This is a genomic window from Opitutus sp. ER46 (assembly GCF_003054705.1).
In the GTDB taxonomy this organism is placed as follows: domain Bacteria; phylum Verrucomicrobiota; class Verrucomicrobiia; order Opitutales; family Opitutaceae; genus ER46.
In genome coordinates this window covers 154,324-178,610 of sequence record NZ_QAYX01000025.1, presented here as the reverse complement: position 1 = coordinate 178,610, position 24,287 = coordinate 154,324, and the positions used below count along the sequence as shown (strand labels likewise).

The following is a 24,287-nucleotide window of genomic DNA, read 5'->3' as shown; positions in this document are numbered from 1 at the left end:
AAGCCGACGCGGAGTGCAACCCCTGCTCCGGCCTGGCGTGTCCGGCCCCAAAACAATTTATTCAGCCTTCAGCATTCAGATATTCAGCATTTTCCCCCGCCGGCGGACTGTCCGCGTGCATCCAGCGCACCCGAGTTCGCGCTGCGGCGTCCGGCCTATTCCGTACAACCCTGAGTTGCCCCTCCCCCGCTCCCCCATGCATCTTCGCCCTGTCTCGTTTCTCGCCGTCCTGGCCTTCGCCGCCCTCGGACGCGCTCAGAGCCCCGCCACTCCGACCGAGTGGGTCGATCCCGACACCGGGCACCGAGTCGTTCGGCTATCGCAAGAGCCCGGCACCGCGAGTCTCTACTTTCACCAGAACGCCTACACGCCCGACGGCAAACGGCTGATCGTCACCACGCCCCACGGCATCGCCACGATCAACCTCGCTACCCGCGAGATCACGCCGCTCGTCGAGGGTCGCGTCCGCGTCATCGTCGCCGGCAAGAGGTCCGGCGACGTGTACTACACCAAGGGCGAGGACAACGCCCGCACGGTGTACGCGACCAACGTCGACACCAAGTTCACGCGCGAGATCGCGCGGATTCCCGAGGGCGCCATCGCCTCCATCAACGCCGACGAGACGCTCCTGCTCGGCGTCTTCGCCCCCCTGCCGGCCGGCATCGAAGCGCCGAAGAGTTCCTCCGCCAGCCAGCCGAACGCCGCCGGCACCAAGCCGTCCTTCCAGGCCGAGTACCAGGCCAACTGGCCCGATGGCCGCCCGATGACGTTCGCCGAGGCCAAGGACTTCCGCCTCCACCAGCGGCTGATGGCCATCCGCCAGGGCCCGCCGCAGGTCATCTTCACGATCAACATCCAGACCGGGGAGCGGAAGGAGATCGTCAAGGAGCGCGAGTGGCTCGGCCACCTGCAGTTCTCCCCGACCGATCCGCACCAGATCATGTTCTGCCACGAGGGCACCTGGCACGAGGTCGACCGCGTCTGGCTCGTCCGCACCGACGGCACCGGGCTCACCAACGTCCATCGCCGCACGATGAACATGGAGATCGCCGGCCATGAGTTCTTCGCCGCCGACGGCAAGACCGTCTGGTACGACCTGCAGACCCCGCGCGGGGAGGATTTCTGGCTCGCCGGTTACCAGATCGCGAACGGCAAGCGCACCTGGTACCACCTCCAGCGCGACGAGTGGTCCGTCCACTTCAACGTCTCCCCCGACGGCACCCTGTTCTGCGGCGACGGCGGCGACGAGGAAATGGTCGCCCACGCCAAGAACGGGAAGTGGATCTACCTGTTCCGCCCGGAACGCATCCCCGATGTCGCCGGCATCGCCAACCCCGACTCCGCCAATCTCATCGACCCGGGCGTCTTCCGCGCCGAGCGGCTCGTGAACATGCAGCGCCACGACTACAAGCTGGAGCCCAACGTCACCTTCACACCCGACATGAAGTGGATTGTCTTCCGCTCCAATCTCAGCGGCGAGGTCCACACCTACGCCGTCGAGATCGCAAAAGCGTCTGGCGAAAAGCACTGAACCGCCCAACCTCGGCGGCCGCATGGCAGTCGTACGCGCAGGTGTCGCCTGGTTTACCGAGGAGCAATGGCCCGAATACGGCCGGATGATGTCCGATTTCTCGGGCGAATCCTACGCGTCCTGGCGCCAGCACCTCGACCGGCTCGAAAAGCGCCTCACGCAAAAGGGCGTCACCGTCATCCGCGTCCCGATCGACCTCTCTGAGTTCGACTTCTGGTGCGCGGTCAACCGGCGACCGCGGGACAGCGAGGCGCGCTCCGACTACGCGGCCGCGCAGATGGACAAGCCCCGCTGACCGCACCCGCCCCTACTCCGCCGCCAGCGCCGCCATTTTGCCGACGGTGTTCCAGTTCCGGCCGGTGCCGTGCGTGCCCAGGTGCTTTTCGATCACCCCGAGGGTCAGCCGCGACCGCCCAATTCCATCCGGATAGACAGCATATAGGTGCCGCCCGTCCGCCGCCACGCGCTCGCGGCCGGCGATCGCGGCCTGCAGCGCCCGCACCTGCGGCGCCGTCGGCGGCTCCTTCAGCAGATAGACAACGACGTGCGCCGGATCGGCCGCCGTCTCCTTGGGAAACGGATTGCGCGTGATCACCTCCCGCCACTCCGCCGGCGCCCGCACGAAGAAATCAGTCTCGAGCGCGAGCTGCTTCGCCGCGGCCCGCTCGAGCATCGCCTCGAGTTTCGCGTCGCCCGCCGGCTTGCCGCGCATCACGACATTTCCGCTCTGCAGGAGGGTACGCACCTCGGCAAAGCCCAGGTTCTCCAGCCATGCCCGCAGGTCCCCCATGGCCAAGGGCGTTCCTCCAACATTCACGGCGCGCAGAAACACGAGATGGGTATTCATGTGGGCGCGCACCGGTAACGCGACCACCCGCTCTCTGCAACCGCCCCCTCGGCCGACTTGCGCCCGTTCCCGGGCGGAGCCCCCGCGTCACTCCTCGCTGATCCAGAGCCCGCAACTGAGCGCCGGCAGGAACAACTCCGCCTCGACCGGCAGCGTGGCGCCGTGGGCGTCGGACCAGTAGAAGCGGTCCTGGTCCGCCAGCGGATCCCACGCCCCAACCGAGCCCGCGATCTCCGCGCCAATCGGGATCATGACTTCATTGAGCGTCGGGTTGATCGCGAACAGCAGCCGCAAGGGTCCTTGGGAAAAATCCGCGTTGTACAAGGCCGCCAGCGCCGGCGAACCCGGCGCGTGAAAGAACTGGAAGAAGCCCTCGGTCGGACGCGAATACTGCCGCAGGAGCCGCCCGATCTCGCCCCGGCGAAAGGCGATCCAGTCGGCGAAATAGGCGTGCGTGCTGAGGTACCGGTACAGTCGGCGGTACTCCAGCGCGTTGACCTCCGGGTGCTGGTACGTGTTCGTCACGCCGTGCTTCGAGCGCAGGAAATCCTGCCCGGCCGCGAGCATCGGGATGCCGAGCGACATGAACAGCAGCGCGGCCATCAGGTGCGTGCGACGCTGGTCGTTGGCCGTCGGCGTGAAGCCGTTGCCGTGCGGGTTCTCGGTGATCACATCGATCCACGTGCGGTCGTCGTGGGACTCGGTGTAGTTGACGGTCTGCGCCGGCCACTTCGCGAAATACCAGGGCGAGCCGCGCAGGAAGTACTCCATCCGGTCCGCCGCGCCGTTGCCGCGCACGTAGTCGCGCACGAAGTCGCGGAAGCCGTCGTTCCAGGAGGCCCAGCCGGTGTCGCGCAGCGCGCCGGCGATGTGCCCGCGAAAGCTCCACGGCTCCGCGATGAGGATGACGTTGGGCTTCACCCGCTTCAGCGCCGCCTCGATCTCGCGCAGCACCTCCAGGCCGAGCAGCTCCGCGAGGTCGAACCGGAAGCCGTCGACGCCGTACGTCTCAATGTAGTGGATGCAGCTGTCGACGATCAGCCGGCGCGCCATCGCAGACCGCGCGCGCAGGTCGTTGCCGCAGCCGCTCCAGTTCGCCAGCGCACCGTGGGCGTCCTGCTCGAAGTAATACAGCCGGTCGATGTACATCAGGTGCGGCGGCAGCCCGACGTGGTTGAACACGACATCGAGGATCACCGCCATGCCGCGGCGGTGGCAGGCCGTCACCACGTCCTGAAATTCGCGAATGCCGGAGGCCCGCTCCGGCGCCAGCGCGTAACTGCTCTCCGGCGCGAAGTAGCTCGTGGGCATGTAGCCCCAGCCGTACTCGTCGCGCCGGGCGTTATCGAACTCGTGCACCGGCTGGAACTCGATGGCGTTCACGCCCAGGAAGCCGAGGTGGAACTCCGGACTCTCGATCCAGGTTTTGAGCCCGGTGAAGCCTCGGCGCTGCTCGGTCGTGGCTTTGATCGGCGCGTTGGCCACCAGGTCGCGGACGTGCGCTTCCGCAATGATGAGGTCGTGCCAGTCCGGCGTGCGGAATCGCCGGTCGCCGTGGCCGATCAGCGCCTTGTCGACCACGATGCCCGGCCCCTGCCGGTCCACCGTCGCGAGCGCGTATGGGTCCAGGATCTTCACCAGTGGATCGAAGCCGGCCTCGCGCCGCCCATCGACCGAGTACCAGTAGAACGCGCCGTGCAGGTTATGATCGAGCGTCACCTCCCAGATGCCCACCTCGCCCTCGGCGTCGGCACGGCGCGAGAGCGCAAACTGCTGGGCGTTCACCGGGTCCCCGAGCTCCCGGCTCAGGTAGAGCGTCACCGCCCGCGCGCGCGGCGCAAAGAGCCGGAAGACCGTCGTGCCGCCGCGCACGATCGCGCCGAGTTCCAGGTGCGTCTCAAGTTCGTAGAAGAAGTTGCCCGGCACGACCGGCACCGTCGCCGCCGCGCCATGCGCCACCGGGTCGGCCCACGCGACCGTCCACGCTTCCGCGAGGTCCAGCGTCTCGCCGAGCGAGAAGCGCCACAGATGCCAGCCGGTCCGCGTCGGATCGAGCATCCGGTTGAGATTGCCGTCAGGATCGCGCACGACGTTGGGCGCGTCGCCCGGCGGCGTCAGCCACTGGTGCTCGCCGGTGACGAACTTGAACTGCAGCCCCGGCGCGAGGAGGAACCGGGTCGCCTCGCCCGTCCACATGAGCACGCGTTCGCCATCGAGCTTCGCCGGCCGCAGCCGCCACTCGGCCTGGCCGACCGCGGCGCTCCAGTCGTTGAAGTTCCCGGCCAGGTACACGGTGTCGACCTGCGGATCGATGGCACAACCGTGCTCGAGCGGCAGGACAAACGAGATCTCGCCCAGCGCATTGAGAAAATAGCCGTAGGCCCGACCCGCCGCCAGGCCCGGCACCGGCACGAGCCCCGACAATGCCGGGCAGTGCCGTCCCAGCGTGAACCGCGGCCGGACCAGCATCGTCCAGTCGCGATCGAGCTCGATGATCCCCGACGAGGGCGACTCGAGCCAGGCGCGGACAATGCGGTGTGGGTGCTCTGCCATGCGGGACGCTAAGCATTTCCCCCGCCGTTCCGGCGACAAGCGGGAAACTAGCGGTGTCCGCCCTACCCGCCAGCCCGCCCCAGCCGCCCCGTCCGCCCCGTCCGCCCCGCATCGCAGCTCGGTGGCGGGAACAATGCCTATCGCCCGCTCCGGCGCCGGGGCGGGGGTGGCAGCGGAGGGTTGCGGGGCCTCGTGCGACGCGCATCGTCCGAACCGTCTTGTCCAACGCCGCCACCAACGTCCCGCCCAGGATCCTCGTCGCCATGTCCGGCGGCGTCGACAGCTCCGTGGCCGCGCTCCGCCTGCAGCAGCAGGGCCACGCGATTGTGGGCGCGTACATGAAGAACTGGATCAACGAGGACAACGTGATCGGCGAATGCCCGTGGCAGCAGGACATCGAGGACGCCCGCGCGGTGTGCGACCGGCTCGGGATCGAGTTTCGGGTGGTCAACCTGATGCGCGAGTACCGGGAGCGCATCGTGCAGTATCTGCTCGACGGGTACGCGCACGGGCAGACGCCCAACCCCGACGTGATGTGCAACCGTGAGATTAAGTTCGGCGTGTTCCGCGCCTGGGCGCGCGATCACGGCTTCAGCGCGGTGGCCACCGGGCACTACGCGCGCCGGGTCGAAGTGCCCGCGCCGAGCCCCACCCCCGGCGCGCCGGCCGGCGCCGGCCCGGCGGCGACACCCACGTGCCAGCTCTGGGAGGGCGCCGACAAGAACAAGGACCAGTCGTACTTTCTCGCCCTCCTGAACCAGGAGCAGTTGCGCGACGCGCTCTTCCCCATCGGCGATCTGCCGAAACCGGAGCTGCGCCGGCTCGCACGCGAGGCCGGCCTGCCCACGGCGGACAAGAAGGACAGCCAGGGCATCTGTTTCATCGGCGAGGTGAAGATGGCCGACTTCCTTCGCGCCTACGTGCCCGACGCGCCCGGCCCCATCCTGCGCGCCACCGACGGCAAGGAGCTCGGACAACACCGGGGGCTGCATTTCTACACCATTGGCCAGCGCCGCGGCATTGGCGTGCCGTCCAACACCAACCACGAGGCCTACGTCGTCGTGGGCAAACGCGCCGCGGATCGCGCGCTGCTCGTCGCTTTCGACCATCCCGACGCGCCGGGATTGTTTCAGTCGGAGGTGCGCGTCCACTCCCTGAGCTGGATCGGCACCCCGCTCACCACCCCCGGCGCGCTTGAGGCGCGTGTGCGGTACCGCGATCCGCGCGTGCCGATCGAGTTCATCCCCGAGGGCGGCGGCACCGCGCGCGTGCGTTTTCGCGACCCGCAGCGCGGCCTCGCCACCGGCCAGATTCTCGCGCTCTACGCCGGCGAGCAGCTCCTCGGCGGAGGCATCTACGTATAGCCGGGCCGCCGGGTCGGCCGCTCGGCCCAGCCTCGGCGTCAATCGCGGTCCTTGCTGGCGACGTTGGCCAGCAGGGCGTCGGACCAGTCCTGGCTCAGGACGGTTTCTTTTTCGCCGCGGCGCAGGATGATCTCGGCGGGCCGTCGCGGCGGCTGGCCGTCAACCGCGGGCATCCGTTTCACGAAGCACAACTCGCTCGGCCCACGCCAACTGGGCAGACCCTGGTAGTACGTGCGGTCTGCTCCTTGGATCGCGCTCACGTCGCCCGTCGCGAGCGTCAGGATGGCCACCTCTCCCTTGTCCCCGCCAAAGACCACCTGCTCGCCATTGGGGCTGACCTCGAAGAACGACAGGCCCTGGGGCAGATCCGCCTCCCGGCCGCGCGGGATCATCCGCACGAGGGTCGCCTGGCGGCTCGGGTCGACTGCGAACAACTGCTCGCGCTGGTTGCCAGCGTAGTCGGCCGCGGCGAGCGGCAGTGACATCTCGAGCGCGTTGAACAACACCCGGCCATCGCGCAGGCACCGCACGTGCATCAGGGTGCTGAACAGCGTCCCGGCGAGGTACGTGGGTTTCTCCTCCAGCGCGAGGGCGCCATTCTCGTTGAGCACCCCACGGCGAGTCACCACGCCAAGAACCAGGTTCTCGTCATCACCGCCGCGTCCCGGCGGCGCTTCAACATAGACCAGCGCGCGCCCCGTCGTGTCCCAGTCCGGAAAACCCGCCGCGCGCGGCGCCACGATCACCGGTTTGCCCCCGTCGAGCGTCGCGACAGCGAGCGCGTAATCGTCCTTCGTCCCGAGGCACTCCTGCGTCCAGGCGAGCGCGTTCCCACCCGGCGCCGGGCGCAGCTCAAGGATCGCGCCGACGTGCGTGGACACCCACTGGGACGCGACGAGTTTTCCGGCATCGACGCGCGCCACCATGACGTCGGTGACGCCGACAGTCTTGCCGGCCAGCGCCGCCCACTCGTTGGCCGTCAGCCTGGTCTTCAACGCCGGCCCGTGCGCCTCGCGCAGGCGCAGCAGCGCGAGGTCGAGCTGCCCCTTCAAGTCGACCGTGACGACACCCCACGGCGCCCCCTGCTCCAGCGCGCGCCAGAGGTCGTCCGCCCGCGCTTCAACGTCCCCCCGACGCTCGCCCAGCAGCGGCGCCAACGTGGCCCAGTCCTTCACGTCGCGCCGCACCGCGAACGCGATCCGCTGCGAGTCGGAGAACCAGACCGCGAGTTTCGTGCCGGACGCCAGCCGGTCGGAGAGCCGGCCGCCGGCATCACAGACGAACAGCTCGGCCTCCTTCGTGATAACCAGCGCGCGGGCGCCGTCGGGCGACCAGACGACGCGTTTTTCGAGGCAGCCAGCGAGGAACAGGACGGCGAGGCCGCCCGCGATTGAAAGCGTGCGCCGGGTGGCGCGGGACCAGGATAGATTCATGGGATTTCCTCCAAAGTGGGTTTGCGCAGCGGTGAGTCCCACCGCAGGCGGTGAAGCGGCACGAGGCGTTGCCCGCCGGTGTCACGGTGCGTGCGGGCGGCAGCAGCGGGCGACCAAAAGCTGTCGGTCGCCGGGCGTGTTGGCGTCGCCGGGGCGCGCGCCACTGGCACGGGGGTGTGACTCGTGTTTGAATCGCGCTCGCGGAGAGCCGTCACGGACCAACCGATGGCGCCGCCAAGCAGCAGGCAGGCGGCGAGCCGGAGCCATTCGCCACGGTAGCGGCGCCAGACGCCCGGGCGCACCTCCGGCCGCGACGGCACGGCGGTCGTCGGATCGGCGCCCGCGGAGCGAATCGCGGGCGCAAGCAACCGCCGCGTAAGGTTCATCGTTCCTTCGAGCTGGGCCGCCCGCGCGCTCGCGGCGGGCGCGAGCGCAAGGTAGGCGTCCAGCAAGGCGGCGTGCTCGGGATCAAGTTCGCCAAGCGCGCGGTCGATCAGGAGCGCGTCGAGGGTTTCGGGATTCATGGCAGACTCCGGGTTGAAGAGGCATCGGGTGCCGCGGGATTGAGCACCTCGTGCAGCCGGCGCACGGCGTAGTGGAGCCGCGACCGCACGGTGCCGACCGGGACGCCGAGCACGTCCGCGATCTCCGCGTAGGAAAGGTCGTGCTGCAGCTTCAGGCGCAGGGGCTCGCGCTGCGCCTCGGGCAGCGCCGCGACGGTGACGCGCAGAAGCTCGAGCCGGTCGTCGGCCGGACCGCCTTGCTCATCCACGACGTCGACTTCGAGTGGCTCCGTGGGATGCGCGCGCCGAACGGCGTCGAGCATCAGGTGGCGCGCGATACCGAAGAGATACGCGCGCGGCGAAGCCGCGGTCCGCAGCCGCTCCGGCTCACGGCACGCGCGCAAGAACGTTTCCTGCACGAAATCGTCGGCTCCGGCACACGTCGCGGCTCGACGCAGAAAGTACCCCCGCAACGACGGCGCGAGGTCGGCGTAATCACGTTCGAGCTGCTGGAGGGGATCGTTCATTGCGCGTCCGGGAGAGCCCGGCCTGCCAATGAGTACGTCGCATCAAGCCCTCGAAAAGTTCGACGGCGAGGACGAAATCGGCGCACGCGGGCGCGGAGAATTCGGTTCGCGGTCTCTTACAGCGGCCGCGCAGTCGCTTTCGATTTCTTCACGCGAGCCTTCGCGGCGGCGCGCGAAGATTTTTCCGCAACTCACGCGAATCCCGTTTCGATTTCGCAGCAGTCCTCCTCTGGGAGGCCGCTCAAAACCCCCGCGGACTCGCGACGATTTCGCACAAACACCTGCGCGAGTATCCGGACATTATCGCGAAAGTATCCGGACATTATTCCGGAGTATCTGGACATCATCCCGCAATTATTTGCTGCTAGCCTGTTTATAATTGCAGCCATCGTCACCCTCTCATCGTCCGTTTTCGCTCACTTCGGCGTGGCGACGCTCAGGAGCAGGCTTACGGCGAAACCGAGAAACACGACGCCCAGCGCGCGATCGATCCAGTGGCCGTGCCGCAGGAACCGGCGGCGCACGACGTCCTGGGTGAAGGCGAAGGACACGAACGAAAACCAGGCCGCGGTCGCCACCGCCATCCACGCGCCGTACGCCGCCTGCACAAGCCGGGGCGTGTGCGGATCGATGACCACGGAGAACAGCGCGAGGAAGAAGAGCGCCGCCTTAGGGTTGCCGACGGTGTTGGTGAGGAAGCCCGTCATGAACGCGCCGTGCGGCTTGGGCGTGGCGCGGGCCGCCGGCTCGACCGCTTCATCGCGCGGCTTCGCCCGCAACGCCTGGACGCCCATCCACGCGAGGTAGGCGGCGCCGAGGTACTTCGCCACGTTGAACCACGTGACGGAACCGGTGATCAGCAGCGCGAGCCCGAACAGGCAATACGTCACGTGCAGCAGGATCCCTGTGCCGATGCCCAGGCTGGTCCACACCGCGGTGCGCCGCCCGTGCACCAGGCTCTGCTTGAGCACGATCGCGAAATCCGGGCCGGGGCTCGCCACGGCGAGCAGGTGCGCGATCGCCACCTTGCCGAACTCGATCCAGTAGTCGTGCATCACGCCCGTTCCGCCCGCGCCGGCGAGCCGGCGTCAGACGTCGGCTCGGCAGGCATGGGCCAGGGCAGGTCGCGAGCGACCCCGTTCACAGCGCGCTCTGCTTGAACCGGGGGTTGGCGAGAATCTCGTCCAGCCGCTTTTCCTCAATAAACGCCTTCACCTCGCGGTTGCCCTCGTAGCGCGCGGGCAGTTTCTCGAGGAGGGCCCGCGCGTCGTCGATCTGGCCAAGCAACGCGAGTACGTACACCTGCTGCAGCGCCGGGGCGGGGTCGGTCTTGTCCTTCTTCGCGGCGGCCTTGAACGCCTCGAGCGCGGACTTGTAGGCGGCCTTCGCGCCGTCGCGCTGGTTCAGGCGCAGGCGCGCCGAGCCCAGGTTGACCCAGGTGTCCCCCTCGTCGGGGCAGAGCTCGACCGCCTGGGCTAGCAGGCCCTCGGCGCGGGCGAAATCGCGCAGCGTGGCGGCGAACTGTGCCTCGCTCACCAACTGCGTGGCCTGTTTGCGTTGGAGCGGGGTGATTTCCTTCTTCGCGCAGCCCGGCAACGCGAGCAGCGCAGCGACGAGCATCAGGGAAGTGCAAAGCAGCTTCATGCGGCCGCCATTTCGCGGCCTTAGGGCGCGTTCGTCAATCCGGGAGCCGCCAGGGTTCCTGTCCCGCTTACATGTCCGGCGGGACGGTCGCGATCGCTTCCTCCAGCGTGGTCAGGCCTTCTTTGACCTTGATGAGGCTGTCCTGGTGGAGGGTTTTCATGCCGCCGCGCATCGCGATCTTCTTCAGGTCCGCCGCCTCCGCGCCCTTGTTGATCGCCTCCACAAGCTCCTCGTTGGTGATCATCAGCTCGTGGATGCCGACGCGGCCCTTGTAACCGCTGCCGCCGCATTTCGGGCAACCCTTGGGATTGGCTTTGAAGATGGGACCGCTCCAGCCGATGCCCTTCTCGAGAATCTCCTTTTCGCGGCCAACCGGCTCGACCGTCAGCCGGCACTGCTTGCACACGCGGCGCATGAGGCGCTGGGCGCAGACGCAAAGCAGCGAGGACGAAATCATGAACGGCTCGATGCCCATGTCCGTCAGGCGGCCGATCGTGGTTGGGGCGTCGTTTGTGTGGAGCGTCGAGAGGAGCAGGTGACCGGTGAGCGCGGCCTCGACGGCGATGCCGGCCGTCTCCTTGTCGCGGATTTCGCCGACGAGAATAATGTCCGGGTCCTGGCGCAGGAAGGCGCGTAGCGCGGTAGCAAAGGTAAGCCCAATCTGCCGGTGCATCTGCATCTGGTTGATGCCGGGCAGCGTGTACTCGATCGGGTCCTCGGCGGTGCGGATGACGACGTCCGACGTGTTCACCTCGTTCAGTGCCGAGTAGAGGGTCATCGACTTGCCGGAGCCCGTCGGACCGCAATGCAGGATCATCCCGTACGGCTGGCGGATGCACTCGCGGTATTTCGTGAGGTTCTCCTCGGTGAAGCCCAACGCCGGCAGCGGCAGCGTGGTCTTCTGTTTGTCGAGGATACGCATGACCACGCCCTCGCCGTGGTTGAGCGGGGCGGTCGAAACGCGCAGGTCGAGGTCGAGATCCTTCTTGGTGTACTGCTTGAAAACGATGCGCCCGTCCTGGGGCAGCCGGCGTTCGGCGATGTCCAGGTTGCACATGATCTTGAGGCGCGCGACGAGCGCCGGGCCCACCTTGCGCGGCAGCCGGAGCTTCTCGATGCAGTTACCATCGATGCGGTACCGGACGACCATGTCGTGCTCCTGGGGCTCGACGTGGATGTCGCTCGCGCCCGCGTAATACGCCTCCTCGATCATCCGGCTCGCGAGCTGGATGATCGGGCCGGACTCCTCGCTGACATCGTCGTCCTTGAGTTCGACCTCATGATCACCGCCGTATTCGGCGCCGATCTGGTGCACGACGTCGTCGAAGCCGGCGGCCTGATCCTTCTTGCCGAACTTCTCCTTGATGTCCTTCTCGCGCGCGAGCAGCCGGACACTCCCCTTCCCGGTCAGCTCCTGGATCTTGGTGGGGAGCGTGACATCGAACGGATTCGAGATGGCGACGAGGAGCATCTCGCCCACCTCACCGACGGGCAGGATGAGATTCTGCTCACAGAACTGCTGGGGAATGCGCTCGAAGGTTTTCGGCGTGAGCTTGTAGCGCGCCGCGTTGAACGGCGACAGGTTCAGCGCGCGGGCCTTGGCGACGAGGCACTGGAAGGACGAGACCTTGAACTCGTCCTGCAGCAGCTTGTCGAGGGCGTCGCCCGTGATGTCCTCGTTGCGGGCGTCGAGTTCGGCCCGCTGTTCGTCGGTGAGCCGCCCCATCTCGACGAGCTTCGAAACGATCTGCAGCTGGATCTTGCCGAGGGCCATGGCGTCAGCTGGTCGGAGCGGCCGGGGCGGCGGCACCGGCGGGTTTGGCGGATGCGCCCTCGAGCTTCTCGAGGTACTCGGCGATCATCTCTAGCGTGGTGCCATACCACAGGATGGGCCCGCCGAGCTGTTTTTCCCAATGCGCCCGCACCGCGGAGCTCATGGTGTAGGCGGAGGCGACAAACCAGAAGTCCTCCTCCTTGTCGAAAGGCACGGTCCACGTGGCCCAGCACATGCCGGTGTTGGTGTTTTTCCTGATCTCCTCCGGCACGTCGTAGCCGCGCAGGTCGACCAGACCGATGCCCTCGGCCTCCATGACGTGATGCAGCACGTCGTCCTCCTTCAGGACGGCCGCGTCGTAGGCCAGCAGGCCGAGGATGGTGCTCTGCCGCGGCTGGTCGGTGGCCGCCAGTTCGATGAGCTTCTCGGTGGCGGCCTCAAGGTCCTCGATCTTCACCAGGTTATGCTCGACCAGGGCCGCCCCGAGCAGGCGGTTGGCGCGCATCATCAGTGGTCGGAATTCCTTGGACATAACCCGCCGACACGCTGGCTCAGCCGGCCTTCGCGAGCGACGCTTTTTCCTTAGCCCGGAACTTGGTCACCCGTTTTAACAACTCTTTCTTGAGCTCCTCGAGGCCCTCGCCGGAGAGGCAGGAGATTTCGAGCACGTCCGCGCTACGGTGGCTGCGCTTGAACTGCCGCAGGTTGGCGGCCGCTTCGGGCAGGTCCATCTTGTTGGCGACGATCAGCCGAGGCTTCTTGAGCAGGGCCTTGTCGTAGAGCCCGAGTTCGTTGACAAGGTGCTTGTAGTCCTCGCGCGGGTCGCGCGCATCGCTGCCGGCCATGTCCACCATGAACACGAGCAGGGCGCAGCGCTCGATATGGCGCAGGAAGCGGTGGCCCAGGCCACGGTTCTCATGCGCGCCCTCGATGAGGCCGGGTACGTCGGCGAGCAGCAGCCGGTGCGGTCCCTTCCGCACCTCCGGATACTCGATCACGCCGATCTGCGGATGCAGGGTGGTGAACGGATACGCGGCGGTCTTGGGGCGCGCCTTCGTGATCTGCGAGGTCAGCGACGACTTGCCCGCGTTGGGGAAGCCCACCAGGCCGACGTCCGCGATGCTCTTGAGCACAAGCCGGTAGGTACCCTGCTCGCCCACTTGGCCGGGATTCGCGCGCCGCGGGGCGCGGTTGGTCGAGCTGGTGAAGTGGGTGTTGCCCCAGCCGCCGTTGCCGCCCTTGCAGAGCACCACCTGCTGGCCGTCCTCGATGATCTCGGCGACGGGCTTCTCGGTCGCGAGGTCGATCACGACGGTGCCGAGCGGCAGCCGCATGATGCAGTGCTTGCCGTCGCGGCCGTTGCAGTCGGAGCCCAGCCCATGCCCGCCGCGCTCGGCGTTCCAGTGGGGCTGGAACTTGTAGTCGACGAGGTTGTTGGTGTTGACGTCGCCGACCAGGATGACGTCGCCGCCGCGACCGCCATCGCCGCCGTTGGGTCCGCCCCAGGGCTCGAATTTCTCCCGCCGAAAGCTGATGCAGCCGCGACCGCCATCACCCGCCGCCAATTTGACCGTGCACTCGTCGACAAACATGCCGCCGACGATGCAGAACCCCGCGAACGAGGAAAGGACGAAGCGGCCGGGGGCGGACGGCGCCGCCACCGGCCGCCGCAGACGTTGGCAGGTTGAAAGTTGGCGAGTTGCAGGTTCCAGGGCGCCTCGCCGTCGAGCTTACCCATGACCGGGACAGGTGGTGCCGTGAGCCCGGAACCTGCAACCTTCCGACCTTCAACTTGGCAACCCGTCGGCGCCGTCGCGCCGACTCAGGCCTTCCCGGCCTGCTTGGCCGCGTGGGCCTTGGCGACGTGGATGTACTTCTCGGCCCACTTCTTCAGCCCGGCCTGCTCGGCGTCGGTGAGCGGGCGAACCACCTTCGCGGGCGCGCCCAGGATCATCGAGCCAGCCGGCGCCTCGAAACGCTGCGTAACCAGGGCGTTCGCGCCGACGATGCAGCGATCGCCGATCTTGGCGCCATCCAACACCGTCGCTCCCATCCCGATCAGGCACTCATTGCCGATCTCGCAGGCATGGATGATGGCCGCGTGGCCGATGGTGGTGTAGTTGCCGACCTTCACCCCGTAGTTGTCAGCGAGATGCACGACGGTCCCGTCCTGCACATTGGAACCTTCGCCGATCTCGATCGTGTTGATGTCACCACGGAGGATGCAGCCGTAGAACACGCTGCTGTTCGCTCCCAGCTTGATGTCACCGACGACGGTGGCGTTGGCCGCCACAAACGCGGCAGACGCGACATCGGGCTGGCGCCCCAGGTGCTTTGAAAGACGTTCGTCAACATTCATGCCCGCCCAACGTGGCACTTCGGCGGCGCAATTCGAGCCTAAGTCCGTTTGTCCGCGGCGCGGACAAACGGACTCTACGGGACGGGGCGGGCTGACGCCCACAAGCCGTGGGCCGCGAGCTCGATTGGGGCGGCGACTTGCGGCGTACGAACCTGCAACTTTCAACCTTTCCACCTGAAAGGCGCGCCGTCGCCCTCCCTCCCCGCTTGCGCCTCCCGCGCCGAACTCCAATCTCGGCACCCTTCAACCCCAGACTCCCTTCATGGACACCATCCTCAACGTGCTGCGCGGGTTTCTCGGCATCGCCGCCTTCATCGGCTGCGCTGTTCTGCTCAGCAGCAATCGACGCGCGATCAACTGGCGGCTCGTCCTGATGGGCATGCTCCTGCAGTTCGTCTTCGCCGGGCTGGTCATCCACGTGGTGCCCGTTCGAGCCGTCGTTGAGTGGGTGGGCTCCCGCTTCGTCGATCTCCTCGGCTTCACCGGCCAGGGCACGCAATTTCTGTTCGGATCCCTTGTCGACCAGTCGAAACACGGCGTCGTCTTCGCCCTCAGCATCCTGCCCTCGATCATCTTCTTCGCCGCGATCAGCTCGATGCTCTTCTACCTCGGGATCCTCCAGAAGATCGTCCACGTGTTTGCCTGGGTGCTCTCGAAAGCCATGCACCTGTCGGGTCCTGAGACGCTCAGCGCCTCCGCCAACATCTTCCTGGGCCAGACCGAGGCGCCCTTCCTCATCAAGCCGTACCTGCCGACCATGACGCGCTCCGAAGTGATGTGCGTGATGACCGGCGGCATGGCCACGATCGGCGGCGGCGTGATGCTCGCCTACATCAGCTTCCTCGGCGGCACCTCCTCGGAACAACAGGTCCTCTTCGCCACCCACCTCATCACCGCCTCGGTGATCTCCGCGCCTGCCGCCCTCATGGTCGCAAAGATCATCCTGCCGCAGACCGAGCCGGTGGATGAGAAGCTCGACATCACCAAGGAGAAGATCGGCTCCAATCTCCTCGACGCGATCTGCCTCGGCACCACCGACGGTCTCAAGCTCGCGGTCAACGTCGGCGCCATGCTCATCGTGTTCACCGCGCTGATCGCCCTCGTGAACGCCATCCTCGGCTGGTTCGGCGCACCGCACACACTCTCGTTCGGCAGCCATACGCTCTTCACCTACCCCGGCATCAACGACTGGGTGGCCGGCATCACCGGCGGCACCTACAAGGCATTCTCCCTCGAGTTCATCCTGGGCGTCATCTACGCGCCCGTCGCCTGGCTGATTGGCATCACTCCCGGCGATCTCATGACGTCCGGCGCGATCCTTGGCACCCGCACCGTGCTCAACGAGTTCGTGGCCTACCTCAACCTCGGCGAACTGAAGGCCGCCGGTCTCTATACCAACCCGCGCAACCTCATCATCATGACGTACGCGCTCTGCGGCTTCGCCAACATCGTCTCCATCGGCATCCAGGTCGGCGGCATCGGCGCGCTCGCGCCCACGCAACGCACCAACCTCGCCCAACTCGGCGTGAAGGCGATGCTCGGCGGCATGATCGCCTGCATGCTCACCGCCTGCGTCGCCGGCATCCTCGTCGGCTGATGCAGCACTTGCTGCGTCGCGTGCGTGAACGCGAGATAACCCTCGCGGATCTCGAAGAACTGGCGCGGCGAATTCGCCGCTGCCGTTTTGGGGTAGATCCTGCCAGGCGCCGCCTCTTCCGCGGCGCGGTCTTCGCCGCTACTTCTTTTCCGACCAGCTCCCGTCGGGGGCCTGCAGCCAGATGCCTGGCTTGCTGTTCACGCTGATCTTCTGGGCGCGCGCACGCCCCACCTGATCGGCAGAGACGCCGGCCTTGGCCGCGATCGCCGCGTACACCGTGGAGCGATCCGCATTCTCGTCGGAGACCACCTTCTGGTCCGCCGCCGAAAGCGTTCCGCGGGGCTCGAGGAAGCCGCGGTTGTTCTCCCCGACGACCTTACGATCCTTCAGCGCGTCCACCGTGCCCTGGCGCTGCTCCATCCGGGCCTTCACGGCTTCGCGTTCTTCAGCCCGCGCCGCCGACAGACCGACCGCCAGCGTCGCGGCGAGAAAAATGAGACGAAAGAAGAGAGTGGCATTCATGGCTCAGGAACTTGGGGTGTTGATGGTCGTGGATTTCTTGTCGAGGTCGCCGAAGAAGTCGTCGAGCGCGCGGTCGACCTTCACGTTGACGTCCACGGTGACGTGGATCGGCTTTACCTCGACACTCAGGCAGCCGCTGAACGTGAGCGCGGCGAGCGGCAGCAGGAGAAACAGGCGACGGTTCATGGATGAGGGGGAAGAATGTGGCTTGAGACGCCTTCCGGCAACGAATGATTCACGGTTTTCCGAAACTTAACTTGGTACCAGTTCCCAACTTGATGAACGGCTGCAGCGGTCCCCGCACGTTGACGTCGAGAAACACCGGCGCCTTCGCTTTCGGATCGTCGGGCATGCCCGAGAGGTGAATCACCGCCGTCCGGCCCTCGGCATCGGGCTCGGGCGAAAAGGTCACGTCGAGGCTGTCCGCGCGGATCGGGATCAGCCCCAGCTCCGCTTTGTCGAGCCCGGGATAGTACTTCACGATCGTCGGCGAAAGATTGCCGGTGATGAGCCCCGGCGTCGGCGCCAGCCGCACCTGCGCCGGCTCGTCCGAGCGCAGCACCAGCCGACCGTCGCCAATCTCCAGGCCCTTCCCGGCAGTCCAGCCCAAGCGCACTTCGCCGTCCACCCGCCCGAAAGCGCCGGTCACGACTTCCGGCACCAGCGCCGCGACGTCCTGCAGGCCGATCCGCGTCAGTTGCAGGTGCAGTTGGGCGCGCAGCGGCTCCAGCGACACGGTGAACGGCGACGCCACGGCGGTCCCGCCGGCGATCTCGATCGCCGCCGCGCTGATCTCGGCCGTGAGCCGGTCCTTCAGCCACCCGGTGATCTCGAGGTTGCGCGCCCCCAGGCGCTTCGTGGTGATCGTCCGGATCGTCAGCCTCGCCGGCTGGGTGCTGCGGACCGTCTTCGCCCCCGCATCAAACGCGAACGCCGCCTCGAAGCCGACGCCGTCGAGCGTCCAGCCTTCGGTCTCGTTTCGTACCTGGCCGTCCAGCCAGGAGATCGCGACGCTCCCGCGCGGCACGCCGCGCTCAAGCTCTCCCGCTCCCGTGATCAGCCACTTGCCCGTCGCGGAAAGACCGGCCGTCGCTCCACCGGCAGTCGCCGTCGCCGGGCCAAACCACACCGCGGCATCCGCGGTCGTCTCCTCGAGCTGCCACGTGCCGGTACCGGTCCGCACGTTGACGAGCCCGCGCAAAACGACGTGCAGTCCCTTGCCCTCGGCGGTCACCCCGACCTTGCGTACCACGTCATCCACCCGCTCCGCCGTGACGTGCCACTCGACCGCCGGGGCACCCGCGAGAAACCCCGGGGCGAGCTGGCCCGAGAGGGCGCCGTCGATGGGCGGCACCAGCCACGGCGCATCCTGCGCATGCGCCCCCGCCACGCCGGCCAGCAGCACGGCGGCGATGAGGAGGAGACGGCGGGAGGACGGCACGGACGAGAGTGAGAAGGCGATGGACACACGGACGCGGCGGACGAGCCCGGCTCGGCGCGCCGGCGCCAGCCGGCCCCGCGCCGGGCCAGCCGCCGTCACTTCACGGGCACCGGTGAAAGCTTCCAGATTTCGTTCGCGTACTCGCGAATCGTGCGGTCGCTCGAGAATTTGCCGCAGCGCGCGCTGTTGAGGATGGCCTGCCGCGCCCAGGCCGAGCGGTTGCGGTAGAGCTCATCCACCCGCAGCTGGCAGTCGCTGTAGGCGCGGAAGTCGGCCAGCACCAGGTACGGGTCGCCGGCCTGCAGCAGGCTGTGGTGCAGCGGACCAAACGCGCCGTGTTCGCCGGGCGTGAAGTAATCGCTGCCGAGCCAGTCGATGACCGCGCGCAGTTCCTCATCCCGATGATAGATGTCCCACGGGTTGTAGCCGTGCGCGTGCAACTGCTCCACCTCCTCCACCGTGAGGCCAAAGATGAAGATGTTGTCCTCGCCGACCTCCTCGCGGATCTCGACGTTCGCGCCGTCGAGCGTGCCGATGGTGAGCGCGCCGTTCAGGGCCAGCTTCATGTTGCCCGTGCCCGAGGCCTCCTTGCCGGCGGTCGAAATCTGCTCCGAGAGATCGGCCGCCGGAATGATCCGTTCGGCCAGCGAGACGCGGTAGTTCGGCAGGAAGGCGACCTTGATCTTGCCGCTGATGCGGGCGTCGCCGTTGATGCGCGCCCCGACCACGTTGATCGCGCGAATGATGTTCTTCGCGAGTTCGTAGCCCGGGGCCGCTTTCGCGGCGAAGACGAACACGCGCGGCACGATGTCGAGCGCGGGGTTCTGCAACAGCCGCCGGTACAGCGCGAGGATGTGCAGCAGGTTCAGGTGCTGCCGCTTGTACTCGTGCAGGCGCTTGATCTGCACGTCGAACAGCGCGTCGGGCGAAACGTCGACGCCGCACTCGATCTTGATCTGCGCGGCAAGGTCGGCCTTGTTCGCGCGCTTCACGGCCATGAACGCCTCCTGAAACGCCGGATCGTCCACCCATTTCTCGAGCTGCCGCAACTGGTCGAGATCCCGGACCCAGTCATGGCCGATCTTATCCGAGATGAGCGCGGAGAGCCGGGGGTTCGCCTTGTAGAGCCACCGCCGGGGCGTGATGCCGTTCGTCTTGTTCTGGAATTTGCCGGGGTACAGCTGGTCGAACTCCGGGAACAGCGACTTCTTCAGCAGCGCCGTGTGCAGCGCGGCGACGCCGTTCACGGTGTGCGAGCCGACCACCGCGAGGTTGGCCATCCGCACCTTCTTGTGGCCGTCCTCCTCGATGAGGGAGCACACGCGCTTCTTGCCGGTGTCGTGCGGCCATCTGGCCTCCACCTGCCGCATGAGCTGGTCGTTGATCTGGTAGATGATCTGCAGATGCCGCGGCAGCACCTTCTCGAACAGCGCCACGCTCCACTTTTCGAGCGCCTCCGGCAGGAGCGTGTGGTTGGTGTAGGCGAAGGTCCGGGTGACGATGTCCCACGCCGGATCCCACGCCATCGCATGCTCGTCGAGGAGGATGCGCATCAACTCGGCGATCGCGACCGCCGGGTGCGTGTCGTTGAGCTGCACCGCCACCTTTTCCGGGAAGTTCGTCCAGGAGTTGCCGGGCGAGCGGAAATGCCGCCGGAGCAGGTCGCGCAGCGAGCAGGCGACAAAGAAGTACTGCTGCACGAGGCGCAGCTCCTTGCCGTTCTCGGTCTTGTCGTTCGGATAAAGGACCTTCGAGAGCGTCTCGCCCATCGCCTTCTCCCGCACCGCCTCGACGTAGCCGCCGCGGTTGAACGCCGCGAGGTCGAAGTCCTCCGTGGCGCGGGACGACCACAGGCGCAGGAGGTTCACGGTCTTCGTGCCGTAGCCGGCGATCGGGATGTCGTGGGGCACGCCGAGGATGGTCTTCGTCTCCACCCACCGCGGGCGCGAGTTGCCCCGATCGTCGAACACGTTCTCCACCCGGCCGTAGATCTGGATCTCCTGCGTGTATTCCGGGCGGATGATGCCCCACGGATCACCAAAAACCATCCAGTTGTCCGGGTGCTCCACCTGGGCGCCGTGGCTGAACACCTGCTTGAAGAGGCCGAACTCGTAATAGATGCCGTAGCCCAGCGTCGGGTAGTCGAGCGTGGACAACGAATCGAGGAAGCACGCGGCGAGCCGGCCCAGGCCGCCGTTGCCCAGGCCCATGTCGACCTCGGCCTCGCGCACCTGCTCGAAGTTCTGGCCGAGCGACTCCAGCGCGCCTTTCGCGGCATCGTACAGCCCCGTCGCGAGCAGGTTATTGCCGAACAACCGGCCCATGAGGTACTCGAGCGAAAAGTAGTACAGGCGCCGCGCGTTCTGCGCGTTGTGCACCGCCTGCGTTGCGATCAGCCGCTCATGAATCGTGTCCCGAACGGCGAGCGTCGTCGCAATCCACCAGTCCCGGGGCGTGGCGGAGCCCGTGTGTCGGGCCAACGTCGATACGAGATGCCGCTGGATCAACGCGCGCATCACCACGACGGGGTCGGCGCCAGGCTGGTGCGGGTGCGGGAGGGGCGAGCCACCATGCTGGACCGCTGACGGAACGGTGCCTGCACCGGTGGATTCGGACTTTGGCGACTTCATGTTACGCGTGGATTTCGGTTTGGAGGCGGAGGACATGCGTCAGAGGGCCGGAAGATAGAGGCAAGAAGGGTGCCAGCGCGAGCGTGGGGTATGTGAAAAATCCTAGGTCCCCACCGGCCCACCCGGAAAATTCCGGCCCCGCGGGCTCACCGTTGGAACCGCCGGGCCAGTTCGCTGTGGTTCAATTCGATGAAGGTGGGCCGACCGGCCGGGCTGGTCAGCGGCGACCGGGTCGCAAACAACTGGGCGACCAGGGCGCGCAACTCGGGCTCGCCCGCGTTCTCCGGCAAGCGCACGGCCTTCGCCGCCGCCAGCCGCGCGAGTTCCTCGTGCGCGAGGTCGGTGTTGCGGTCCGGAATGGCCCCATTGCGAAACGCCCCCAGCAGGTCGCGCAGAAACGGTTCGGCATCCGCCGGCTCCATCCACGCGGGAACGGCCTCGATGCGGAAAAAGTTCCGGCCGAATTCCGCCACCTCCAGCCCGTGCGCCTGCAGGAACACCAGCCGGTCCAGCAGCAGCGCCGACGCGATCGCGTCGAGTTCCACCGGCAGCGGCAGCAGCAGCCGCTGGCTCGGCACTTCTCCAGCCCGGAACTGGTCGCGCAGCCGCTCGAACCAGACGCGCTCATGCGCCGCCCGGCGATCGAGCAGCACGAGCCCGGCATTGGTCTCGAACAACGCAAAGCTCCCATGCGCCAGGCCGAGGTAGCGCCAGGCGGGAGCGGGCATCGGAGCCGCCGCCGCGGGAGCCGACACCCCCGCCGCGGACGGCGTGCCCGGCGCCTGGGGCCGCAGCTCCGGTGCGCGGGGTCGGGCCAGCGTCGGCAGATCCGCGCGGTGAATCGCCGGCGGCAAAACCGGGCTCGGCAGCGTCGCGCCGGCCAGCGGTCGCGCCACCGGCATCACACCGAGAGTCGCCGACGGCGGCGGCGGGAGCGTGGGCCGCGGCTCGCCCGGTGGCACGGACGCCGGCGACAGCGGCAAGGCCGATCCCACCAAGGCGGTCGCGGGGGACGTCGCGGCGTCGCCCGTCGGCGCCCCCGCCACGGCCAGTTCGCGCAGGCGCTGCAACACCGCGCGAATCACAAACCCGCGCACCTGCGGTTCGCTGCGGAAGCGCACCTCGCGCTTGGCCGGATGGACGTTCACATCCACCGCTGCCGGATCGCACTGGTAGAAGACGAACGCCAGCGGGTACCGGCCCTTCGGCAGCGACTCGTGATAGCTCTCGATCAGGGCGTAGTTCAGCGTGCGGCTGTCCACCGGCCGCGAGTTCACGAACACGATCATCTCGTGCCGGGTGGCCCGGCCGACGCCGGGTTTGCCGATCAGTCCGCGGATGCTCTGCCCTGCCTCCGCCGCCTCGAGCTCGATGAGCCCCTCGGCGATCTGGCGGCCAAAAATCTCCGCGATCCGTTCGTTCAGGCTCGCGCACTGCGGCGACCGGAAAATGACGCGTCCGTCCTCGATCAACGTGAACGCCGTACCCGGGCACGCCAGCGCGTACAGCCGCACGTGATGCACGATGTGCGCGGCCTCCGTCTGGTCGGTCTTCAGGAACTTGCGCCGCGCCGGCACCGAATTGAACAGGTGCGTGACCTCGATCCGCGTCCCCACCGGCCGGCCGCAGTCGCGGACGTGCACGAACTTGCCGCCGTTCACGAGCACCTCGGTGCCAACGTCGGCCCCGATCTCGCGGGTCTGCAGTTGAAAGCGCGAGACGCTCGCGATCGACGGCAGGGCCTCGCCGCGGAAACCGTAGCTGGCGAGCCGGTCGAGGTCCGTCGCCTCGTGAATCTTGCTCGTCGCGTGGCGCTCCAGCGCCAGCAGGGCGTCGTCCCGCGACATCCCGCTGCCGTTGTCCTCGACGCGGAGAAGCGAGCGGCCGCCATGGCGGAACTCCACCTCGATGCGGGTGGCGCCTGCATCGAGCGAGTTCTCGACCAGCTCCTTCACGACCGCCGCCGGGCGTTCGATGACTTCGCCGGCCGCGATCTGGTTCGCGACCCGGTCGGACAGTATCCGTACTTTCGCCATGCCTGGTTCCGGCGCCGGGGGCCTAGCGACGCGCCTTCCGGCCGCCGAGGAGCGTCCGCCAGCGCGCGATTTGCCGCGCCAGTTGCCGCGGTCCCGGCATGCCCGTGCCCGTGCGGCGCGCAAGCGCCCGCTGCAGGTCGAAGACCTGCTGCCAGTCCGCCGCGAAGGCCGCGTGGACCGCCCGCACGTCGGCGAACGAAAGTTGGTTCAGGGCAACCCCCTGCTTCTCGGCGAGGCGGACCACCGCCCCGACCGCGTGGTGGGCGTCCCGGAAGGGCACGCCGCGCAAAACAAGGTAGTCCGCGAGATCGGTCGCGAGCAGTGCGGGATCCGCCACCGCCTCGGCACAGCGCGCGGCATGCACCGTCATGCCGGCGATCGTCCCCGCCAGCACGTCGGCGCAGATCGCCGCCTGGTCGAGGCTGTCGAACACCGGCGGTTTGTCCTCCTGCAGGTCGCGGTTGTAGGTGAGCGGCAGCCCCTTTGTGAGCGTGAGCAGTGTGTGCAGGTTGCCCTGCAGGCGCGCCGACTTGCCGCGCAGGAGTTCGCAGGAATCCGGGTTCTTCTTCTGCGGCATCAGCGAGGAGCCGGTGCAGAAGGCGTCGGGCAGTTCGACGAACTTGAACTCCGCGCTGCTCCAGAGAATCAGGTCCTCGGCCATCCGCGAGAAGTGCACGCCCAGGAGCGCGCACGCGTGCGCAAATTCGATGAACAGGTCGCGGTCCGCCACGGTATCCATCGAGTTCTGCGTCACCTGCGCCCGGCCGCGGGCGTCGACAAAGCCCAATGCCCGCGCGGTGAACTCACGGTCGATCGGAAGTGTCGTGCCCGCGATCGCGCCGGAACCCAGCGGACACCAGTTGGCGTGCTCCGCCACGTCCGCCAGCCGCGCCCGGTCCCGCTCGAGCATCTCGAGCCAGGCAAAAAGATGATGCGCCAGGTAAACCGGCTGCGCCCGCTGCAGGTGCGTGTAGCCGGGAATCAGCACGTCGCGGTTCGCCTCCGCCACCGTGAGCAGCGCCCGCTGCGCCCCGAGAATCTTCTCCTGCAGCCCGCCGCACGCGTGCTTGAAGAACAGCCGCATGTCGGTCGCGACCTGATCATTGCGGCTCCGGGCGGTGTGCAGCTTGGCGGCGGCGGGCACGCGCTTCGTCAGCGCCTGCTCGATGTTCATGTGCACGTCCTCGAACTTCACGTCCCAGCGGAAGGTGCCGGCCTCGATCTCGGCCCGGATCTCATCCAGGCCGGCGTGAATCGCGTCCCGCTCCTTCGTCGTGATCAGCCCGACGTGGGCCAGCATGGCCGAATGCGCCTTGCTCCCCGCGATGTCGAAAGGCGCCAGGCGGCGGTCAAACGAGACGGACTCGCTGAACTGCAGCATCAATTCGGCGGGAGCAGCGGTGAAACGTCCTCCCCAGGTCGCTTGCGAAGGCTTGGCCATGACCGGGAGAGATCACCCGCCGCCCCGGCGCCGCGCAACGCGAAAGATGGTTGCGGGAGCCGCCCGCCCCCGCACATTCGCGGCG

General features: G+C 67.5%; 21 protein-coding genes. 4 read left to right on the top strand and 17 right to left on the bottom strand.

Going from position 1 to position 24,287, the window contains the following annotated elements; all coding sequences use genetic code 11:
• Nucleotides 1–196 precede the first annotated feature (196 nt).
• Complete coding sequence (locus tag DB354_RS19065) at nucleotides 197–1,531, top strand: oligogalacturonate lyase family protein (protein ID WP_107837235.1); 1,335 nt, start codon at nucleotides 197–199, stop codon at nucleotides 1,529–1,531.
• 22 nt (nucleotides 1,532–1,553) lie between these two features.
• Nucleotides 1,554–1,826, top strand: coding sequence for a hypothetical protein (locus tag DB354_RS19060; RefSeq protein ID WP_146180327.1), 273 nt, complete (start codon nucleotides 1,554–1,556; stop codon nucleotides 1,824–1,826).
• Between the two features lie 12 nt (nucleotides 1,827–1,838).
• On the opposite strand, the gene DB354_RS19055 is transcribed toward DB354_RS19060, so the two are convergent.
• Together DB354_RS19055 and DB354_RS19050 are read right to left on the bottom strand one after the other, a co-directional pair.
• The gene (locus tag DB354_RS19055) at nucleotides 1,839–2,378 is read right to left on the bottom strand and encodes a DUF1697 domain-containing protein (RefSeq protein WP_107837233.1); all 540 of its coding nucleotides are present in this window, start codon (nucleotides 2,376–2,378) and stop codon (nucleotides 1,839–1,841) included.
• A gap of 87 nt (nucleotides 2,379–2,465) precedes the next feature.
• Complete coding sequence (locus DB354_RS19050; RefSeq protein ID WP_107837232.1) at nucleotides 2,466–4,931, bottom strand: alpha-amylase family glycosyl hydrolase; 2,466 nt, start codon at nucleotides 4,929–4,931, stop codon at nucleotides 2,466–2,468.
• Between the two features lie 218 nt (nucleotides 4,932–5,149).
• Here DB354_RS19050 and mnmA point away from each other — a divergent pair, with 218 nt between their 5' ends.
• Nucleotides 5,150–6,295, top strand: a complete 1,146-nt coding sequence (gene mnmA, locus DB354_RS19045; protein ID WP_233256701.1) for a tRNA 2-thiouridine(34) synthase MnmA — start codon at nucleotides 5,150–5,152, stop codon at nucleotides 6,293–6,295.
• A 38-nt stretch (nucleotides 6,296–6,333) separates the two neighbouring features.
• Here the strand turns inward: mnmA and DB354_RS19040 are convergent, their stop codons facing one another.
• From DB354_RS19040 to DB354_RS19000, 9 genes are all read right to left on the bottom strand, one after another.
• On the bottom strand, nucleotides 6,334–7,728 hold the full coding sequence (locus tag DB354_RS19040; RefSeq protein WP_107837231.1) for a hypothetical protein: 1,395 nt from the start codon (nucleotides 7,726–7,728) through the stop codon (nucleotides 6,334–6,336).
• Entirely contained in the window at nucleotides 7,725–8,252 is a 528-nt protein-coding gene (locus DB354_RS19035) for a hypothetical protein (RefSeq protein ID WP_107837230.1), read from the bottom strand. The genes DB354_RS19040 and DB354_RS19035 overlap by 4 nt, the downstream gene beginning before the upstream one ends.
• Nucleotides 8,249–8,758 (bottom strand): RNA polymerase sigma factor, encoded by a 510-nt coding sequence (locus DB354_RS19030; protein ID WP_107837229.1) that lies wholly within the window; start codon nucleotides 8,756–8,758, stop codon nucleotides 8,249–8,251. The genes DB354_RS19035 and DB354_RS19030 overlap by 4 nt, the downstream gene beginning before the upstream one ends.
• A 416-nt stretch (nucleotides 8,759–9,174) precedes the next feature.
• Entirely contained in the window at nucleotides 9,175–9,813 is a 639-nt protein-coding gene (locus tag DB354_RS19025; RefSeq protein WP_107837228.1) for a LysE family transporter, read from the bottom strand.
• An 85-nt stretch (nucleotides 9,814–9,898) separates the two neighbouring features.
• The gene (locus DB354_RS19020; protein WP_107837227.1) at nucleotides 9,899–10,402 is read right to left on the bottom strand and encodes a tetratricopeptide repeat protein; all 504 of its coding nucleotides are present in this window, start codon (nucleotides 10,400–10,402) and stop codon (nucleotides 9,899–9,901) included.
• A 67-nt stretch (nucleotides 10,403–10,469) separates the two neighbouring features.
• A complete protein-coding gene (locus DB354_RS19015; RefSeq protein ID WP_107837226.1) occupies nucleotides 10,470–12,176 on the bottom strand; it encodes a GspE/PulE family protein in 1,707 nt (568 codons plus the stop codon).
• A 4-nt stretch (nucleotides 12,177–12,180) separates the two neighbouring features.
• The gene (locus tag DB354_RS19010) at nucleotides 12,181–12,708 is read right to left on the bottom strand and encodes a hypothetical protein (RefSeq protein ID WP_107837225.1); all 528 of its coding nucleotides are present in this window, start codon (nucleotides 12,706–12,708) and stop codon (nucleotides 12,181–12,183) included.
• Nucleotides 12,709–12,727: 19 nt separating this feature from the next.
• Nucleotides 12,728–13,837 carry a GTPase ObgE gene (obgE, locus tag DB354_RS19005; RefSeq protein WP_233256700.1) on the bottom strand — a complete coding sequence of 370 codons (1,110 nt, stop codon included), beginning with the start codon at nucleotides 13,835–13,837 and terminating at the stop codon, nucleotides 12,728–12,730.
• Between the two features lie 161 nt (nucleotides 13,838–13,998).
• A complete protein-coding gene (locus DB354_RS19000) occupies nucleotides 13,999–14,535 on the bottom strand; it encodes a gamma carbonic anhydrase family protein (protein WP_107837224.1) in 537 nt (178 codons plus the stop codon).
• Between the two features lie 262 nt (nucleotides 14,536–14,797).
• Between DB354_RS19000 and DB354_RS18995 the strand changes: the two genes are divergently transcribed.
• Entirely contained in the window at nucleotides 14,798–16,132 is a 1,335-nt protein-coding gene (locus DB354_RS18995) for a nucleoside transporter C-terminal domain-containing protein (protein WP_107837223.1), read from the top strand.
• Between the two features lie 138 nt (nucleotides 16,133–16,270).
• Here DB354_RS18995 and DB354_RS18990 read toward each other — a convergent pair whose 3' ends face one another.
• The 6 genes from DB354_RS18990 to argH form a co-directional block, all read right to left on the bottom strand.
• Nucleotides 16,271–16,654, bottom strand: a complete 384-nt coding sequence (locus DB354_RS18990) for a YdbL family protein (protein ID WP_107837222.1) — start codon at nucleotides 16,652–16,654, stop codon at nucleotides 16,271–16,273.
• A 3-nt stretch (nucleotides 16,655–16,657) separates the two neighbouring features.
• A complete protein-coding gene (locus tag DB354_RS18985; protein ID WP_107837221.1) occupies nucleotides 16,658–16,840 on the bottom strand; it encodes a hypothetical protein in 183 nt (60 codons plus the stop codon).
• A 49-nt stretch (nucleotides 16,841–16,889) separates the two neighbouring features.
• The gene (locus DB354_RS18980; protein WP_158277610.1) at nucleotides 16,890–18,095 is read right to left on the bottom strand and encodes a YdbH domain-containing protein; all 1,206 of its coding nucleotides are present in this window, start codon (nucleotides 18,093–18,095) and stop codon (nucleotides 16,890–16,892) included.
• 95 nt (nucleotides 18,096–18,190) lie between these two features.
• A complete protein-coding gene (locus tag DB354_RS18975) occupies nucleotides 18,191–20,761 on the bottom strand; it encodes a glycogen/starch/alpha-glucan phosphorylase (protein ID WP_107837219.1) in 2,571 nt (856 codons plus the stop codon).
• 110 nt (nucleotides 20,762–20,871) lie between these two features.
• A complete protein-coding gene (gene mutL, locus DB354_RS18970) occupies nucleotides 20,872–22,761 on the bottom strand; it encodes a DNA mismatch repair endonuclease MutL (RefSeq protein ID WP_107837218.1) in 1,890 nt (629 codons plus the stop codon).
• 22 nt (nucleotides 22,762–22,783) lie between these two features.
• The gene (argH, locus tag DB354_RS18965) at nucleotides 22,784–24,202 is read right to left on the bottom strand and encodes an argininosuccinate lyase (protein WP_107837217.1); all 1,419 of its coding nucleotides are present in this window, start codon (nucleotides 24,200–24,202) and stop codon (nucleotides 22,784–22,786) included.
• Nucleotides 24,203–24,287: the final 85 nt, after the last annotated feature.